Consider the following 16,245-nt stretch of genomic DNA (forward strand, 5'->3'; position numbering starts at 1 on the left):
AACCTGCCCGTGACGACCTTCACGGGTTTCTCAGATATCCCTGACACACATCTAACGTTCGTCTAACGGCCCGCACAGTCGGGGCCGCGAGCATCGCGGGCATGGAGTCTTCCAGAGCCGACCTCAGCCGCCCCTCCCGGCCGTTCCGGCGTCGGACCCTGATGTACACCGCGCTCGCCTCCGCCGCCGTCCTCGGCGGTACGGCGGCCGGGACCGTGTACGTGAAGGCGCACTCCGGTGCGAGCGCCGTATCGTCGGCGACGCCGTCGGCCTCGTCATCGGTCTCGTCGTCTTCCTCGTCGTCGGGTCTGGCCGCGGCGTCCGCCGCGGTGAACGGGGAGACGTCCGTGGAACCTGTGGCGAAACCGACCGTCGACCACGACGACGTGCTGGCCGACGCCATGAAGTCGGTGGGCGTGGAGGACAGCGCGGTGGTGTCCGCGGCCGTGCTCGACCCGGACTCCGGCGAGAGCGCCTCGTACGGCGACGGCGCCTTCGACACGGCGAGCATCGTCAAGGTCGACATCCTGGCGACGCTGCTGCTCCAGGCGCAGGACGCGGACCGGCATCTCACCGCGCAGGAGAAGTCGTACGCCACCTCGATGATCGAGAACAGCGACAACGCCTCCGCGTCGGCCCTGTGGCGGATCATCGGGAAGGCGGACGGGCTCGACGCCGCGAACGAGCGGCTCGGGCTCACGGACACCGAGGGCGGCGACGACATGCTGTGGGGACTGACCCAGACCACCGCCGCCGACCAACTTGCCCTGCTCCAGCAGGTGTTCGGGGACGATTCGGAGCTGAGCGAGGCCTCGCGGACGTACCTTCAGGGGCTGATGGGGCAGATAGCCGTCGACCAGCACTGGGGGGTGTCGGCCGCGGCGGACGGTTCCGGGTGGGCCCTGAAGAACGGCTGGCTGGCGCGCAGCACGACCGGGCTGTGGGACATCAACAGCATCGGGCGGGTGACGGTGGCCGGCCACGACTATCTGGTCGCGGTGCTGTCGAAGGGCAACTCGACGCAGGCGAAGGGGATTTCGCTGGCGGAGGCGGCGGCGAGGGCGGCGGTGTCGGTGTTCGCGGGGGACGGCGCTTCGGCTTCGGCTTCGGCTTCGGCTTCGGCTTCGGCTTCGGCTTCGGCTTCGGCTTCGGCGACTGCCTCCCCGTAGCGCGCAGTAGGCGGTTCAGGAGGTCGTACGCCGTCATGGACCCCTAGAAGTCCTCGTACCGCTCGCGGCGGCCGCGCCACAGGACCACCGCGGCGATGAGGAGTACTCCGCCGAGGCCGCCCGCGAGGGGGGCCGCCCAGTCGGCGGTGTCGTTGTCGGACTCGGCGGCGTCGGGGCCGGAGCCGAAGTACCTGTCGCCGTAGGCGGCGGCCTGGAGGCCCTCCGGCTTGAGGCGGTCGGCCTCGGACAGGGCGGCCGCGGGGTCGATGAAGCCGAAGCCGCGGGAGTCGTCGCGGCCGTCGGTCGGGGCGTTGCGGGCCGTGTCCTCCAGGAGCTTCTTGACCTGGGCGGGGGTCAGGTCCGGGTGGGCGGCCCTGATGAGCGCGACCGCGCCGGAGACGAAGGCGGAGGCGGCGCTCGTCCCCCAGCCCTCGTAGTACTTGTGGTCGGGGTCGGCGATGACGACGTCGACGCCGGGGGCGCTGACCGTGGCGTACCAGCGGCGGGTGGAGAAGGAGGCGCGGGTGCCGAAGCGGTCGACGGCGGTCGCGGCGATCACGCCCGGGTAGGCGGCCGGGTAGGAGATGTGGTCGCCCTTCTCGCCGCCGTTGCCGGCCGAGGCGACGACGACGGCGCCCTTCTTCAGGGCGTACTGGACGGCCTCGTCCTCGGCCGGTTCGGGGTGGGCGGAGGCGGAGTCGTCGCCGAGGGAGAGGTTGATGACGTCGGCGCCGTGGTCGGCGGCCCAGCGGATGCCTTCGGCGAGGGCGTTGCCGCGGGTGTTGCGGGCCTTGGTGCGGGCCGGGTCGCCGTCCTCGAGGATCACGCGGACGGGGAGGATCTTGGCCTCGGGGGCGATGCCCAGGACGCCGTCGCCGTTGCCCACGCCGTGTCCGTGGCCGGCGATGATGCCGGCCATCGCGGTGCCGTGGCGGGCCCAGGCGCGGTCGCCGTCCTTCGCGCCGAAGCCGATCATGTCCTTGCCGGTGAGGACGTTGCCGTCGAGGTCGGGGTGGTCGGCCTCGACGCCGGTGTCCAGGACGGCGACGGTGACGCCCGCGCCCTTGGTGGTGCGCCAGGCCTCCTGGGTGTGCATGGCGTCCAGGGCCCACTGCTTGGCGCGTATGCCGTCGGCGTGCGCGGCGGTGGGCGGGACGAGGGCGATCGAAGCAGCGAGCAGGACGCTGAGGAGGCCGACCCTGCGAGTCCTGATGCTCATGCGGCTCATGCGGCTCATGAAGGCTTCTCCGAGGGCGAGCTGACGGTCTTGCGCAGTCCGCGTTCGACGCGGTCGGCGAGGCCCTGGGCCTCGTTGCCGAGGCCGGCCTGGGCGGGCGCGGTGGTCGCGCCGGACTTCATGGCCTCGGCGGCGGGCTGCGGCGTGTCGACGGTACGGCCGTCCGCCCAGCCCGAGACCGCGTAGACGACGACGGGGGCGTCGGTGAGGACGGAGACGGTCCAGGAAGCGCGCTGCTCGGTGCCGAAGCCTGCGGCGACGGTGTCCTTGGCGGCGTACGGCCGGGGCATGAGGTCGGTGCGGCTGCCGAGGCCCTCGTCCTTGAACCGCTTGCCGAGGGCACTCATCGCGGCGGCGTCGGCCTTGGTGAAGAGAAGGCCGACGGTGGTGACGTAGCTCTGGGTGGCGTCGGTGTAGGTGGCGCGCAGGAGGCGGGCACAGCCGACGGTCGAGAGCGCCTTGCGCAGCAGCGGGTCGAAGGCGTCCTGGCAGCCGCTGTCGGGCGCGACGGCGATTCGTGTCCACGTCCGGTCGGCGCCGCCCGGGCCGGCGCCCTGGCCCTCGACCGTGGGCGGGAACAGCTGATCGACCGGGATGCTGTGCCAGAGATCACGGGCCGTGGCGAACGTGTCGTCGGACCCGGCCTCCCCCGATTCCCCGCTGAGCCAACTCCCGGTGACGGCACCACCGATGAGCCCCAGCCCGAGCACGACACAGGCGGCCACGACGGCGATCCGCGACCGCCCCCTGAGCGACCGGGGCCGCGCCCTGTCGTCGTACCCCTCCGGCTCCCCGAACGAAATCACGGGCCGCTCCGAACCGGGTGCTCCGCCCGGCGCCATGGGGGCGCTCCAGGAGAGGGACGGGTCCGGGTTCAGGGTGGTGGTGTCCGGGGGCGGGGTGGCGGGCGCCGACGGGGTGCGCGGGGTGCTTGGCGGAGCGGTGGGTGGCGAGGGGATGCGGGAGGCACTCGCGGGCGCGGTGGGGAGCGGCGGGATGCGGGACGCACTCGCGGGACCGGTGGGCGACGAGGGGATGCGGGAGGCACTAGCGGGCGCGGTGGGGAGCGGCGGGATCCGGGACGCGCTCACGGGACCCGAGGGCGCGGAAGGCATCCGGGACGCACTCGCGGGACCGTTCGATGCCGAAGGGGTGCGCGGGCTGTTTCCGGGGCCGGGGGCCGACGAAGACGTGCGCCGGTCGCTGCCGGGACCGGAGGTCGGCGAAGACGTGCGCCGGTCGCTTCCGGGACCGGAGGTCGGCGAAGACGTGCGCGCGCCGCTTTCCTGGCCGGTGGATGCCGGGGAAGTGCGGGCCGGGTCGGTGCGGCCCGGGGCCGGCGGCTCGTGGGCGGGCCGCGGGGGGAAGCCGGGGCGGCGTACGGGCTCGGCGGGGTTCGCACCCCGACGGGTGTTCACCTCGGGGGGCAGCTCCGCGGGGATCGGACGCAGCCGGAAGGTCGTCTCCGCCGCGGTCTCGGCGGGTGGGCCGGTACGGCGCGGCGGTATCGGGGGGCGGTGGCTGGGGCGGGGCGGCACGGAACCCGACGTGGGCGTCGCGGCGTTCGGGCGCGGCGGCGGTACCGAGCCCGGCACGGGGGGCTCGGTACCAGGTCGGGACGGCACGGAACCCGACGTAGACGTCGTCGGTGGGATGTCCGGGAAGCGGGCGGAGGCTTTGGGCGGCGGCGGGCTCGCGGGGGCGGCGCCACGGGGGGATGGGGTGCGCAGGTTCGGGAAACGGGGCCGAATGTCCTGGGACCCGGAGGTGCCCGCTTCCCCGGACCGCTCTCGTCCCGGCCTCTCGGACGACCCTTGGCCCGCCTCACCGGATGCCGATCGACCCGCTTCACCGGCACCCGATCGTCCCGATCCGTCAAACTCCGATCGGCTCGACCTGTCGAACGCCGACCAGCCCGACCCATCGAACCCAGACCGACCCGAGCCATCGAACCCCGACCGGCCCGACCCGCCGAACTCCGACCGACCCGACCCGTCCAACCCCGACCGACCCGACCCATCGAACCCAGACCGACCCGAGCCATCGAACCCCGACCGGCCCGACCCGTCGAACTCCGACTGACCCGATCCCTCCAACCCCGACCGATCCGACCCGTCCAACCCCGACCGACCCGAGCCATCGAAACCAGACCGACCCGAGCCATCGAACCCCGACCGGCCCGACCCGTCCAACCCAGCCCGACCATCGTCCCCGGCCCAGCTCACGCCCCGGTCCCCGGCCTGCGGTCGGCCCGTCGCGTCCGGGTGTTCCCGGTCCGCGTCACCGGTCTCCTGGCGGAGCAAGCCGTCGGTTCGGTCTCCGCTCACGTCGGCGAGCTCCTGTCGGCCCGGATCGTCGCCCTCGCCATCGCCCGCCGTAGGCGGTTCGGTGGGGCGTGGGGGGACGGCGGGGCGGCGTGCTTCTGTGCTCATGCGGGCCACCCCCCGTTTCCTCGTGCCCGGGCCGTCTCCTCGTACGCGGGCCGTTGTCCTTGTGGCCCGCCCGGAGCGGACTCGGCCGTCCGGGCACGCATACCCGCACGGGGGTTCCGGCATCCCGGCGCGGGCCTGCGACCGGGGGCGGGACGTCCTCCGTGCGTGCGCGTCACTCTACGGGTTGTTCCTGGGCGAACGGGAACCAGTCCACGAGCCCGGGGCATCTGCCCGGAACGTCCCCCTACCCTGCGGTAATCCAGTCTGGCAGGCTGCGTTCATGACTGCGCGCGCCGCCGACCGGGCCCGTTACGACCGGGCCACCGCCCATTTCGACGCCCCCCTCGCGATCGTGGACCTCGATGCCTTCGACGCGAACGCGGACGATCTCGTCCGCCGCGCCGGGGGCAAGCCGGTCCGGGTCGCCAGCAAGTCCGTACGCTGCCGGGCCCTGCTGGAGCGGGTGCTCGCGAAGGACGGGTTCGCGGGAATCATGTCGTTCACGCTCGCCGAGTCCCTGTGGCTGGCGCGGAGCGGGTTCGACGACATCCTGCTCGCCTATCCCTCCGCCGACCGCGCCGGCTTCGCCGAACTGGCCGCCGATCCCAAGCTCGCCGCCGCTGTGACGGTGATGGTCGACGACCCGGCGCAGCTCAGGTTCATCGACGAGTCTCGCGACGGCGGGCGCGAAGTGGTGCGGGTCTGCCTGGAGTTGGACACTTCGCTGAAGCTGTTCGGGGGCCGGGTGCGGGTCGGCGCCCGGCGCTCCCCGCTGTACTCCCCCGCCCAGGTCGCCGACATGGCGCGGGCCGTGGCCCGGCGGCCGGGGTTCAAGGTCGTCGGGATCATGGCGTACGAGGGGCACATCGCCGGTGTCGGTGACGCGGTCGCCGGGCGGCCGCTGCGGTCGCGTGCCGTTCGGCTGATGCAGGCCACCGCCCGCAAGGAACTCGCCGAGCGGCGCGGCGACGTGGTGCGCGCGGTCCGGGCCGTCGTGCCGGACCTGGAGTTCGTCAACGGCGGCGGCACGGGCAGTGTGCAGCACACCGCCGCGGAGGACGCGGTCACCGAGATCGGCGCCGGGTCGGGGCTGTACGTACCGCGGCTGTTCGACAACTACACGTCCTTCAGCGGTCGTCCGGCGGCGCTGTTCGCCCAGCCCGTCGTCCGGCGGCCGGGGGTCGGGGTGGTGACCGTCCTCGGCGGCGGCTATCCCGCCTCCGGTGCGGCGGGGCCGGACCGGCTGCCGGTGCCGTACCTGCCGGAGGGGCTGAAGTACGACCCGCAGGAGGGGCCCGGCGAGGTCCAGACGCCCCTGCTCGGCTCCCCGGCCGACGACCTCCTGCTCGGCGACAAGGTCTGGTTCCGGCACGCCAAGGCCGGTGAGCTGTGCGAGCGGTTCGACGTGCTGCACCTGATCGAGGGGGACGCGGTGACGGCGACCGTCCCGACGTATCGGGGCGAGGGCCGGACGTTCCTGTAGGTCAGCCGGTCGGACCGATGCTGCTGCCCACACCGCCGCCCGTGTCCGCGTCGCCGATCGACCGGATCCCCTTGGTGATCCGGTCCATGTCGGCGAGCGGCGGGCCGTCCGGGCCGGCGTCGAAGACGAACCGCACGATCACCGGGGACTCGCTGCCGACGCTGGACGGGAAGGCCAGGGACTGCACGTAACCGCCGGGCCCGTCGGCCGTCTTGACCCGCCAGCGCACGAAGTACCCGGCGCGTCCGGCCACCGCGACCGGTCCGGACTTGACGGTCCGGTGCGATTCGATGCCGCCGTAGAGGCGCCGGTCGAGGCTGTCACGGTCGTATGCCGCGTCGGCCGCGTCCGGGATGTCCTGCTTGGCGAGGGCCTCGGGGGACTTCTCGTCGTTCTCGGTGACCGTGCGGGTGAGAACGAGGCCGTGCCGGCAGAGGCCGACGCCGGCCGGGCACTCGTACGTCCCGTCGTCCGTGGTCATGACGACGTCGTCCTCGGCGACGTTCTTCGGCGGGGTCCAGCCGTCGGGCAACGGCAGCGTGATGCCGTTGAGTTCGTCCACCACGAGGTCCGGCACAGCGTCCGGGTCGGCGGGCGGTTCGGAGGTGGTCCGCGTCGGCGTGGGCGTGGGGAGGTCGGTGGACGGGACGGACGTCGGCAGGGCGCCCGTCGCCGGGCCGCCGCCGTCGTCGCCCTCGCCGAGTACGGCCACCCCGGTGACGATCGCGGCGACCAGGACGACGGCGGCGGTCGTGAGGGCGACCGCCTTGGCGCGCCCGGACACCCCGCCGGCCGGCTGCGGCGGTCCGGGGACCTCGGGTGCGCGCAGGTGTTCGGTCCATACCGCCCCGTCCCACCAGCGCTCCAGGTGGGGAGCCTGGGGGTCGGGGTACCAGCCGGGCGGGGGCGTCATGCTCATCCCGGCACCATAGGGCGCGAACTAGAGCGGCGTGACGTACGCCCCCGAGATTCCGCCGTCCACCAGGAAGTCGGTGGCGTTCACGAAGGAGGAGTCGTCGCTGGCCAGGAAGGCGACGGCGGCGGCGATCTCGTCCGCCTCGGCGAACCGGCCGAGCGGGATGTGCACCAGCCGGCGGGCGGCCCGCTCCGGGTCCTTGGCGAACAGCTCCTGGAGCAGGGGGGTGTTGACCGGTCCGGGGCAGAGGGCGTTGACGCGGATGCCCTCCCGCGCGAACTGCACGCCCAGTTCCCGGGACATGGCCAGGACGCCACCCTTGGAGGCCGTGTACGAGATCTGCGAGGTCGCCGCGCCCATCCGGGCCACGAAGGACGCCGTGTTGATGATGGAGCCCTTGCCCTGGCGGCGCATGTACGGGATCGCGGCCTTGCAGCACAGGTAGACGGAGGTCAGGTTGACCTCCTGGACGCGCTTCCAGGCCTCCAGGCCGGTCTCCAGGATGGAGTCGTCGTCGGGCGGGGAGATGCCCGCGTTGTTGAAGGCGATGTCGACACTGCCGTAGGTGTCGTACGCCGTCCTGAAGAGCGCCTCGACCTGCTCGGGGTCGGTGACGTCGACCTTCACGAAGATCCCGCCGATCTCGTCGGCGGCCGCCTTGCCGCGGGCCTCGTCGACGTCGCCGCAGACGACGTGCGCGCCCTCGGAGGCGAGCCGGCGGGCGGTGGCGAGGCCGATGCCGCTGCCGGCTCCGGTGATGACGGCGGTACGGCCGACCAGGCGGCGGCAGATGATGGCGTCGGTGGACTGGGGGGATGACGTCACTGTGCGGGGCCCTCCGTACTGATGAAGACGTTCTTGGTTTCGGTGAAGGCGGTCAGGGCGTCCGGGCCGAGCTCGCGGCCGATGCCGGACTGCTTGAAGCCGCCGAAGGGCGTCCAGTAGCGGACGCTGGAGTGCGAGTTGACGGACAGGTTGCCCGCGCGGACCGCCTGGGAGACGCGCAGGGCGCGGCCGACGTCCCGGGTCCAGATGGAGCCGGCGAGGCCGTAGTCGGTGGCGTTGGCCAGGGCCACGGCCTCCGCCTCGTCCTCGAAGGGCAGGACGACGGCGACCGGGCCGAAGACCTCCTCGACGGCCACGCGCGCGTGCGGGTCGACGCCGGTGAGGAGGGTGGGCGGGAACCAGAATCCGGGGCCTTCGGGGGCCTTGCCGCGGATGCCGGTCAGATCGTCGCTCACGTAGGAACGCACCCGTTCCAGCTGGGCCTTGGAGATCAGCGGGCCCATCTGGGTCTGCTCGTCGGCCGGGTCTCCGACCCGGACCGACTCGATCCCCGGGGCCAGCAGGTCGAGGAAGCGGTCGTAGGCGGAGCGCTGGACCAGGATGCGGGTGCGGGCGCAGCAGTCCTGGCCGGAGTTGTCGAGGAAGGCCATGGGAGCCGCCGCGGCGGCGGCTTCGAGGTCGGCGTCGGCGAAGACGATGTTGGGGCTCTTGCCGCCGAGTTCGAGGGTGACGCGCTTGAGCAGCGCGGAGCCCTTGGCCAGCACCTGTTTGCCCACGGCCGTCGACCCGGTGAAGACGATCTTCGCCACGCCGGGATGCTCGACGAGCGCGTTGCCGGCGACGGGACCGTGGCCGGGCAGCACCTGGAAGAGCCCCTCGGGCAGGCCCGCCGCCAGGGCGAGTTCGGCCAGCCGCAGGGCGGTCAGCGGGGTCGTCTCGGCGGGCTTGAGGATCACCGCGTTGCCCGCGGCGAGCGCCGGGGCCGTGCCCCAGGCCGCGATCGGCATCGGGAAGTTCCAGGGGGCGATGACGCCGACGACTCCCAGCGGTTCGAGGATCGTGACGTCGAGGCCGCCGAGCACCGGGATCTGGCGTCCGGTCAGCCGCTCCACTCCCCCGGCCGCGTAGTCGAGCAGATCGCGTACGTTGCCCGCCTCCCAACGGGCGTTGCCGATGGTGTGGCCCGCCTCCCGGACCTCCAGCCGGGCCAGCTCTTCGAGGTGTTCGTCGACGGTGACGGCGAACCGGCGCAGCAGCCGGGCCCGGTCGCCGGGCGCGAGGGCGGCCCAGCGGGCCTGTGCCTCGGTGGCGCGTACGACAGCCGCGTCCACGTCGGCGGCGGTGGCGGCCGGGACGGTGGCGACGACCTCCTCGGTCGCGGGGTTCAGTACGTCCAGGGTGTACTCGGCAGACAACAGGGGCCTCACAAGCGTTCGAAGGAGCGGCGCAGCTCCCAGTCGGTCACCGCGGCGTCGAAGGCGTCCAGTTCGACGCGCGCCATGTTGCGGTAGTGCGCGACGACCTCGTCTCCGAAGGCGGCCCGGGCGATCGGGCTGTTCTCCCAGAGGTCGGCGGCCTCGCGCAGGGTGGTCGGCACGTGCTCGAAGCCGGCGGTGTAGGCGTTGCCCGCGCATGCCTCGGGAAGCTCCAGCTTCTGCTCGATGCCGTACAGGCCGGCCGCGACCAGCCCGGCCACCGCGAGGTACGGGTTGACGTCGCCGCCGGGCAGCCGGTTCTCGAAGCGCATCGAGCGGCCGTGGCCGACCACGCGCAGCGAGCAGGTGCGGTTGTCGTAGCCCCAGGCGACGGCGGTCGGCGCGAAGGAGCCCGGCTGGAACCGCTTGTAGGAGTTGATGTTGGGGGCGTAGAGGAGGGAGAAGTCCCTCAGGGCGGCCAGCTGCCCGGCGAGGAAGTGGCGCATGACGTCGGACATGCCGCCCTCGTCCTGCGGGGAACCGGCCATGGCGTTGTTTCCGGCCACGTCCGCGAGGGAGAGGTGGATGTGGCAGGAGTTGCCCTCGCGCTCGTTGTACTTGGCCATGAAGGTGATCGAGACGCCCTCCTGGGCGGCGATCTCCTTGGTGCCGGTCTTGTAGACGGCGTGCTGGTCGCAGGTGACCAGGGCGTCGTCGTAGCGGAAGGCGATCTCGTGCTGGCCGGGGTTGCACTCGCCCTTGGCGGACTCGACGGTGAGGCCGGCGGCGGCCATCTCGTTGCGGATGCGGCGCAGCAGGGGTTCGATGCGGCCGGTGCCGAGCACCGAGTAGTCGATGTTGTACTGGTTGGCCGGGGTCAGCCCTCGGTAGTTCGCGTCCCAGGCCTGCTCGTAGCTGTCCTTGAAGACGATGAACTCCAGCTCCGTGCCGACCTGGGCGGTGAAGCCGTGCTCGGCGAGGCGGTCCAGCTGGCGGCGCAGGATCTGGCGGGGGGCGGCGACGACGGGTGAGCCGTCGGTCCAGGCGAGGTCGGCGATCAGCATCGCCGTACCGGCGTTCCAGGGGACGCGGCGGAGCGTGGACAGGTCGGGGTGCATGGCGAAGTCGCCGTAGCCGCGGTCCCAGGAGGACATCGCGTAGCCGTCGACGGTGTTCATCTCGGTGTCGACGGCGAGGAGGTAGTTGCAGCCCTCGGTGCCGTGGTGGAGGACCTCGTCCAGGAAGAAACGTGCGGCGAACCGCTTGCCCTGGAGCCGCCCTTGCATGTCGGGAAAGGCCAGGACGACAGTGTCGATCTCACCGCCGGCGACGAGGGTGTGCAGTTCCTCGACGCTCAGCGGGGGTGTGCGGTCTGCCACGGGAAAGCCTCCTTCGGCTTCTTCGGTCAGCCGGAAGCCATAAGGTATTGCGGAGAACCATTGCTTGGGAAGGGGGCACGGCCACATGTCGCTGGAGGCTGACGGCGGCCCGGACGACCGGCTGACGCCGGTGCTGCGGCCGGTGCGGGCGGGCAACGGCTTCGAGGAGGCCCTGGAGCAGATCCTCCAGGTCGTACGGCTCGGTCTGGTGCCGGGCGGGGAGCGGCTGCCCGCGGAGCGGGAGCTGGCGGAGCGGCTCGGCATCAGCCGGGTGACGCTGCGCGAGGTACTGAAGGTGCTCCAGGACCAGGGGCTGGTGGAATCGCGGCGGGGGCGGTACGGCGGAACGTTCGTGCTGCCGCGCGCGGACGCGGGCGGCGAGGACGAGCTGCGGCGGCGGATCGCCGAGGTCGACATCGAGGACGTCCTTCGCTTCCGGGAGGTTCTTGAGGTGGGGGCGGCGGGGCTGTGCGCGACGCACGGCCTCTCGGCGGAGCAGGCGGGGCGGCTGCGGGACGCCCTGGCCGCCACGCAGGACGCCCCGCTGTCCGAGTACCGCCGCCTGGACACCCTGCTCCACCTCACCCTCGCCGAGCTGTGCGGCTCGCCGACGCTGACCGCGCAGTACGCGGCGGTACGGGCCTCGGTGAGCGACCTCCTCGACTGCATCCCCCTCCTGGTGCGCAACCTCGAGCACTCGCAGCGCCAGCACACCGCGCTGGTCGAGGCGGTGCTCGACGGGGACGCGGACGGGGCGCGGGAGATGATGCGGGAGCACTGTGCGGGGACGGCGGCCCTGCTGCGGGGGTTCCTGGCGTGAGGAGGAGACTTGCCGTGAGGGAAAGGTTCCACAGCAGTCCATTGACTCGGTGCAGTTGATTCAGCGCAGTTGATTCAGCGCAGTTGATTCACCTCAGTTGATTCAGCGCAGTCCATCGAGGGGTCGGAGGGGTACATGTCGGGCAGGCCGCTGATCGGTGTCAGTACGTACCTGGAGGCCGGGGCGCGCTGGGGCGTGTGGGAGCTGGAGGCCGCGCTGCTGCCCGCCGGGTATCCGCGGCTCGTGCAGCGCGCGGGCGGACTGGCCGCCATGCTCCCGCCGGACGCGCCGGAGCACGCCGCCGCGACCGTGGCCCGCCTCGACGGTCTGGTGATCGCGGGCGGCCCGGACGTCGAGCCGGTCCGCTACGGCGCGCAGGCCGACCCCCGCACCGGACCGCCCGCCCGCGCCCGGGACGCCTGGGAGCTCGCCCTGGTCGAGGCGGCCCTGGCCGCGGGGACCCCGCTGCTGGGCATCTGCCGGGGCATGCAACTGCTGAACGTCGCCCTGGGCGGCACCCTCGTCCAGCACATCGACGGGCACGCGGAGGTACCCGGGGTCTTCGGCCGGCACCCCGTCAAGCCCGTGCCGGGCACGTCGTACGCCGATGTCGTCCCGGAGGAGACCTCGGTGCCCACCTTCCACCACCAGGCGGTGGACCGCCTCGGCACCGGCCTGATCGCCTCGGCGCACGCGGCGGACGGGACGGTGGAGGCGGTCGAGCTGCCCGGCCCGCACTGGGTGGTGGGCGTGCAGTGGCACCCGGAGATGGGCGAGGACGTGCGGGTGATGCGGGCGCTGGTGGAGGCGTCGTCCTTGGAGAGAGCACCTCTCGACCGACCGAGTCGGGCGGCGGGTGGGGCATAGGCCACGGTGGGCTGGTGGAGGCGTCGGCCCTGTAGAGAGCACCTCTCGACCCACTCTGTACAGCACCTCTCGACCCACCGAGTCGGACGGCGGGTGGGGCATAGGCCCGGGGGTCTGGGGGCGGAGCCCCCAGCAACGGTCGCCTATCCGCGCGTCAGCGACAACAACTCCCTGGCCGGTCCGACCGGTCGGTGCCCCGTAGGCCACACCGCTCGAAGGTCCCGGGCCAGTGAAACCCCTTCCACCGGCACGCTCACCAACCGCCGCATCGCCAACTCCTCCCGCACCGCCAGCTCGCTGAGCACCGCCGGCCCCGCCCCGCTCACCACCGCCGCCTTCACCGCCGTCGTGGACGACAGCTCGATCAGCGGCCGCGCCAGGCCGCCCAGGGCCGTGTCGAGGACCTGACGCGTGCCCGAGCCCTTCTCGCGCAGGATCAGTGGTGTCGCGGCCAGTTCGGATCCCTCCAGAGGTCGGCGACGGCGCGCCCACGGATGCCCCGGCGCCGTCACCACGATCAGGCGGTCGTGGGCGATGACCACCGAGTCCAGGCCGGTCGGGACGCTGAGCCCCTCCACGAACCCCAGGTCGGCCTCGTCCGACAGCAGCCGTTCCGCGACCGCCGCCGAGTTGCCCGCGAGCAGCGACACCGCGGTGTCCGGCCGCTGGGCGCGCAGCGCGAGCAGCCAGCCCGGCAGCAGGTACTCGGCGATCGTCATGCTCGCCGCCACGCGCAGCCGCGAGTCCCGCCGGTCCCGCAGCGCCTGCGCCCCCGCGTCGAAGGCCTCCGACGCCTCCACGATCCGCCGCGCCCAGTCGGTGACCAGCGCCCCGGCGTCGGTGAGCCGGGAGCCGCGCGGCGAACGGTCCACCAGCGCCACGCCCAGCTGGCGTTCCATCGAGCGGACCCGGCTGCTGGCGGCCGGCTGTGTGATGCCCAGCTCGCGTGCCGCGCCGCCCAGACTGCCGAGCCGGGCCACCGCCAGCAGCAGTTCCAGTGCTCCCAGATCCGGCACCCGGTGCGAGAGCGAGCCGCCCGTCCCGAACCGGGAGTTGTCCTGTTCCGCATCGCTGCTCATAAAGACAGCTTATGTCCTCATAGACCGATACTCCCTGGCCGCGCCCCTCCACCGGCGAGACCGTGGACACATGGTCACCGCAGCCCGGCCTTTTCCCCGTGCCACCGCACACCCGCCGCGCGCCCTCGCCGTCCGTCACCTCGGACCGAACTGGTAGGCCTCCGTCATGGGCACCGCCATCGTCGCCACCGCCGGAGCGGGCCTTCCCGGGCAGGTCCCCGGCCTGCGCACGGCCTGCACCACGGTCTGGGCCCTCTCCCTGGTACTGCTCCTCGCCCTGCTCTGCGCCCGCGCCCTGCACTGGAGGCACCACCGCGACCAGGCCCGCGCCCACCTCCTCGACCCGGCCGTGGCTCCCTTCTACGGCTGCCTCGCCATGGCCCTGCTCGCCGTCGGCGGTGCCACCCTCACCGTCGGCCGGGACTGGATCGGCATCGAGGCGGCGGTGGCCCTCGACGCCGTGCTGTTCACCGCCGGGACGGTCGTGGGGCTGGCGGCCGCCGTCGCCGTGCCGTACCTGATGGCCGTACGCCATCGCGTGGAGCCCGGACAGGCCACCCCCGTGTGGCTGTTGCCGGTCGTCGCGCCCATGGTGTCCGCGGCCCTCGGGCCGCTGCTCGTGCCGCATCTGCCGCCCGGTCAGCCGCGGGAAACCCTGCTTCTCGCCTGCTTCGCCCTGTTCGGGCTGAGCCTGCTCGCCACCCTCGCCATGCTCCCGGTGGTCTTCGCGCGGCTGATCACCGGCGGGCCCCTGCCCCTCGCCCTCACCCCGACCCTGTTCCTGGTGCTCGGCCCGCTCGGCCAGTCCACGACCGCCGTCGGCAAGTTCGCGGACGTGGCACCCGGGGTCGTCCCGGCTCCCTACAGCGAGGGCTTCGGCGTCTTCGCGGTCCTGTACGGCGTTCCCGTCCTGGGCTTCGCACTGCTGTGGTTCGGGCTCGCGACCGCGCAGGTCCTGCGCGCACGGCGGCAGGGCATGGGCTTCGCGATGACCTGGTGGGCGTTCACCTTCCCGGTGGGCACCTGCGTGACGGGCGCGGAGGCACTGGCCCGGCACACGGGGCTCCTCGCCTACGACGGGCTCGCGGTCGGCCTGTACGTCGTCCTCGTCGCCGCCTGGACCACCGCCGCCGTGCAGACCGCGCGCGGTCTGCTCAGCGGCTCGCTGCTCGCAGCGCCTCGCCCAGCACCCGCGGCGCCTCGGCCAGCGAGGGTCCGTACCACGTCAGGTGCCGCCCGCTGACCAGCGCGCAGGGCAGCCCGGGGAAGGCCTCGGGGCCGTCGTCGGGTGTGAAGCGGTAGGGCTCGTCGGGGAGGACGACGACGTCCGGCGCGGCGGCCCGCAGTTCCTCGACGGGGATCCGCGGATAACGTTCCGTGTGTCCCGCGTAGAGGTGGTCGACGCCGAGACGGGCCAGCACGTCGCCCGCGAAGGTGTCCCGGCCCAGGACCATCCACGGCCGGCGCCAGATGGGTACGACCGCTGTCGTACGGCGCTCGGGCGGCCGTAGTGCCGACCAGGCCTCCTCGGCCTCGTCGAGCCAGCGCGGGCGGGTCCCGGCCCCGCACGCCTGAAGCACCCGCTGGAGCTCCACGAAGGCCTCGGGCACGTCCCGCACCTCGGTCACCAGCACCTCGACGCCCGCCTCCCGCAGGGCGGCCAGGTCGGGGGCGCGGTTCTCCTCCTCGTTGGCGATCACCAGGTCAGGGGCGAGGGCGAGGATCCGGTCGACCTTCGGGTTCTTGGTGCCGCCGACGCGGGTGACGTCCAGGTCGGCCGGATGCGTGCACCAGTCGGTGGCGCCGACCAGAGTGCCGGTCCCGGCCACGGCCTCGGTGAGGGACGGCACGAGCGAGACGACTCTCACCGGCGTGGCCGGTCCCGGACCGCCTCGATGTGCTCGGCCACGGCGACGACGACCACCCGGGTGTCGGCCACCGTCGCCCGCCAGCGGTGCCGCACACCGCCGGTCAGGTAGAGCGTGTCGCCACGGCCCAGCCGGTAGGCGCGGCCCTCGGCCTCGATCTCCACGGCGCCGTCGGCGACGTACATCAACTGGTCGTTGCGGAACTGGAATTCACGGCCCGCGTCATGGTCGCCGGTGAACTCCGAGGCGTGCATCTGGTGGTGACCGCGCACCAGGGACCGCACCCGCGGCTCGTACACCGACTCGACCCCTTCGGAACGCACCACGTCGACGCTGCACGCCGGGTCGGCGGCCGCGAGGAGTTCGACAGCGGTGGTGCGCAGGGCGTCGGCGACCTTCTCCAGGGAGGTCTGGCTGGGGCGCGCGCGCTCGTTCTCGATCTGGCTCAGGAAGGGCACCGACAGACCGCTGCGCTCCGCCACTACGGCGAGGGTGAGCTCCAGTGCCCGGCGCCGGCGTCGTACTGCCGCGCCCACCCGAAGGGGCTGTTCTTTGTGGTCGCCCATCGCTCCGGCTCCCTCCTTCGCTCGTCGGTGCGCATCCCGTGCGCCACGGCTCGGCGCACTGCTCTTGATGAGTTCTCTGCACCCTACGCAGGTTCGGCAAACCGTTTCATGCGCCCGTCACATCGACGACACACGGGGTGTCACCGGACCTCACAGATCGCGCCAGCGGATCGGCTCCCCGGAGTCGGCGGGCGCGGTTTTCCTCTGCGCGACCAAGAGGCCGACAGC

14 protein-coding genes are annotated in these 16,245 nt (G+C 72.9%); 5 read left to right on the forward strand and 9 right to left on the reverse strand.

Translation table 11 applies throughout. The features are described from left to right. The first annotated feature begins 101 nt into the window (after positions 1–101). Positions 102–1,169 carry a serine hydrolase gene (locus tag AC5P09_RS04335; RefSeq protein ID WP_493872513.1) on the forward strand — a complete coding sequence of 356 codons (1,068 nt, stop codon included), beginning with the start codon at positions 102–104 and terminating at the stop codon, positions 1,167–1,169. Positions 1,170–1,212: 43 nt separating this feature from the next. Here AC5P09_RS04335 and mycP read toward each other — a convergent pair whose 3' ends face one another. Both mycP and AC5P09_RS04345 read right to left on the reverse strand, forming a co-directional pair. After that, on the reverse strand, positions 1,213–2,388 hold the full coding sequence (gene mycP / locus AC5P09_RS04340; RefSeq protein WP_493872514.1) for a type VII secretion-associated serine protease mycosin: 1,176 nt from the start codon (positions 2,386–2,388) through the stop codon (positions 1,213–1,215). A gap of 14 nt (positions 2,389–2,402) precedes the next feature. After that, the gene (locus AC5P09_RS04345; RefSeq protein WP_493872515.1) at positions 2,403–3,497 is read right to left on the reverse strand and encodes a hypothetical protein; all 1,095 of its coding nucleotides are present in this window, start codon (positions 3,495–3,497) and stop codon (positions 2,403–2,405) included. 1,621 nt (positions 3,498–5,118) lie between these two features. Here AC5P09_RS04345 and AC5P09_RS04350 point away from each other — a divergent pair. Then, positions 5,119–6,321, forward strand: a complete 1,203-nt coding sequence (locus AC5P09_RS04350; protein WP_493872516.1) for an amino acid deaminase/aldolase — start codon at positions 5,119–5,121, stop codon at positions 6,319–6,321. Between the two features lies 1 nt (position 6,322). Here AC5P09_RS04350 and AC5P09_RS04355 read toward each other — a convergent pair whose 3' ends face one another. Genes AC5P09_RS04355 through AC5P09_RS04370 form a run of 4 tightly spaced genes read right to left on the reverse strand, consistent with a single transcriptional unit; the run spans position 6,323 to position 10,817 of the window. Next, entirely contained in the window at positions 6,323–7,234 is a 912-nt protein-coding gene (locus AC5P09_RS04355) for a DUF2510 domain-containing protein (protein ID WP_493872568.1), read from the reverse strand. Positions 7,235–7,261: 27 nt separating this feature from the next. Further along, positions 7,262–8,062: a 3-oxoacyl-ACP reductase gene (locus tag AC5P09_RS04360; RefSeq protein ID WP_493872517.1), complete on the reverse strand. Its 801-nt coding sequence runs from the start codon at positions 8,060–8,062 to the stop codon at positions 7,262–7,264. Further along, the gene (locus AC5P09_RS04365) at positions 8,059–9,438 is read right to left on the reverse strand and encodes an aldehyde dehydrogenase family protein (RefSeq protein ID WP_493872518.1); all 1,380 of its coding nucleotides are present in this window, start codon (positions 9,436–9,438) and stop codon (positions 8,059–8,061) included. The genes AC5P09_RS04360 and AC5P09_RS04365 overlap by 4 nt, the downstream gene beginning before the upstream one ends. 8 nt (positions 9,439–9,446) lie before the next feature. After that, entirely contained in the window at positions 9,447–10,817 is a 1,371-nt protein-coding gene (locus AC5P09_RS04370; RefSeq protein ID WP_493872519.1) for a glutamine synthetase family protein, read from the reverse strand. Between the two features lie 85 nt (positions 10,818–10,902). Between AC5P09_RS04370 and AC5P09_RS04375 the strand changes: the two genes are divergently transcribed. Beyond that, positions 10,903–11,637, forward strand: coding sequence for a FadR/GntR family transcriptional regulator (locus AC5P09_RS04375; protein ID WP_493872520.1), 735 nt, complete (start codon positions 10,903–10,905; stop codon positions 11,635–11,637). A 135-nt stretch (positions 11,638–11,772) separates the two neighbouring features. Next, complete coding sequence (locus tag AC5P09_RS04380) at positions 11,773–12,504, forward strand: gamma-glutamyl-gamma-aminobutyrate hydrolase family protein (RefSeq protein WP_493872521.1); 732 nt, start codon at positions 11,773–11,775, stop codon at positions 12,502–12,504. 143 nt (positions 12,505–12,647) lie between these two features. Here the strand turns inward: AC5P09_RS04380 and AC5P09_RS04385 are convergent, their stop codons facing one another. Continuing rightward, positions 12,648–13,583: a LysR family transcriptional regulator gene (locus AC5P09_RS04385; RefSeq protein ID WP_493872522.1), complete on the reverse strand. Its 936-nt coding sequence runs from the start codon at positions 13,581–13,583 to the stop codon at positions 12,648–12,650. A gap of 166 nt (positions 13,584–13,749) precedes the next feature. Between AC5P09_RS04385 and AC5P09_RS04390 the strand changes: the two genes are divergently transcribed. Further along, positions 13,750–14,826: a TDT family transporter gene (locus AC5P09_RS04390; protein WP_493872523.1), complete on the forward strand. Its 1,077-nt coding sequence runs from the start codon at positions 13,750–13,752 to the stop codon at positions 14,824–14,826. Here the strand turns inward: AC5P09_RS04390 and AC5P09_RS04395 are convergent. Next, positions 14,738–15,451, reverse strand: coding sequence for a helical backbone metal receptor (locus tag AC5P09_RS04395; protein WP_493872524.1), 714 nt, complete (start codon positions 15,449–15,451; stop codon positions 14,738–14,740). The two genes, AC5P09_RS04390 and AC5P09_RS04395, sit on opposite strands and share 89 nt — an antisense overlap. Continuing rightward, entirely contained in the window at positions 15,448–16,017 is a 570-nt protein-coding gene (locus AC5P09_RS04400; RefSeq protein ID WP_266442655.1) for a helix-turn-helix domain-containing protein, read from the reverse strand. The genes AC5P09_RS04395 and AC5P09_RS04400 overlap by 4 nt, the downstream gene beginning before the upstream one ends. Positions 16,018–16,245: the final 228 nt, after the last annotated feature.

Source organism: Streptomyces sp. a15, assembly GCF_059026085.1.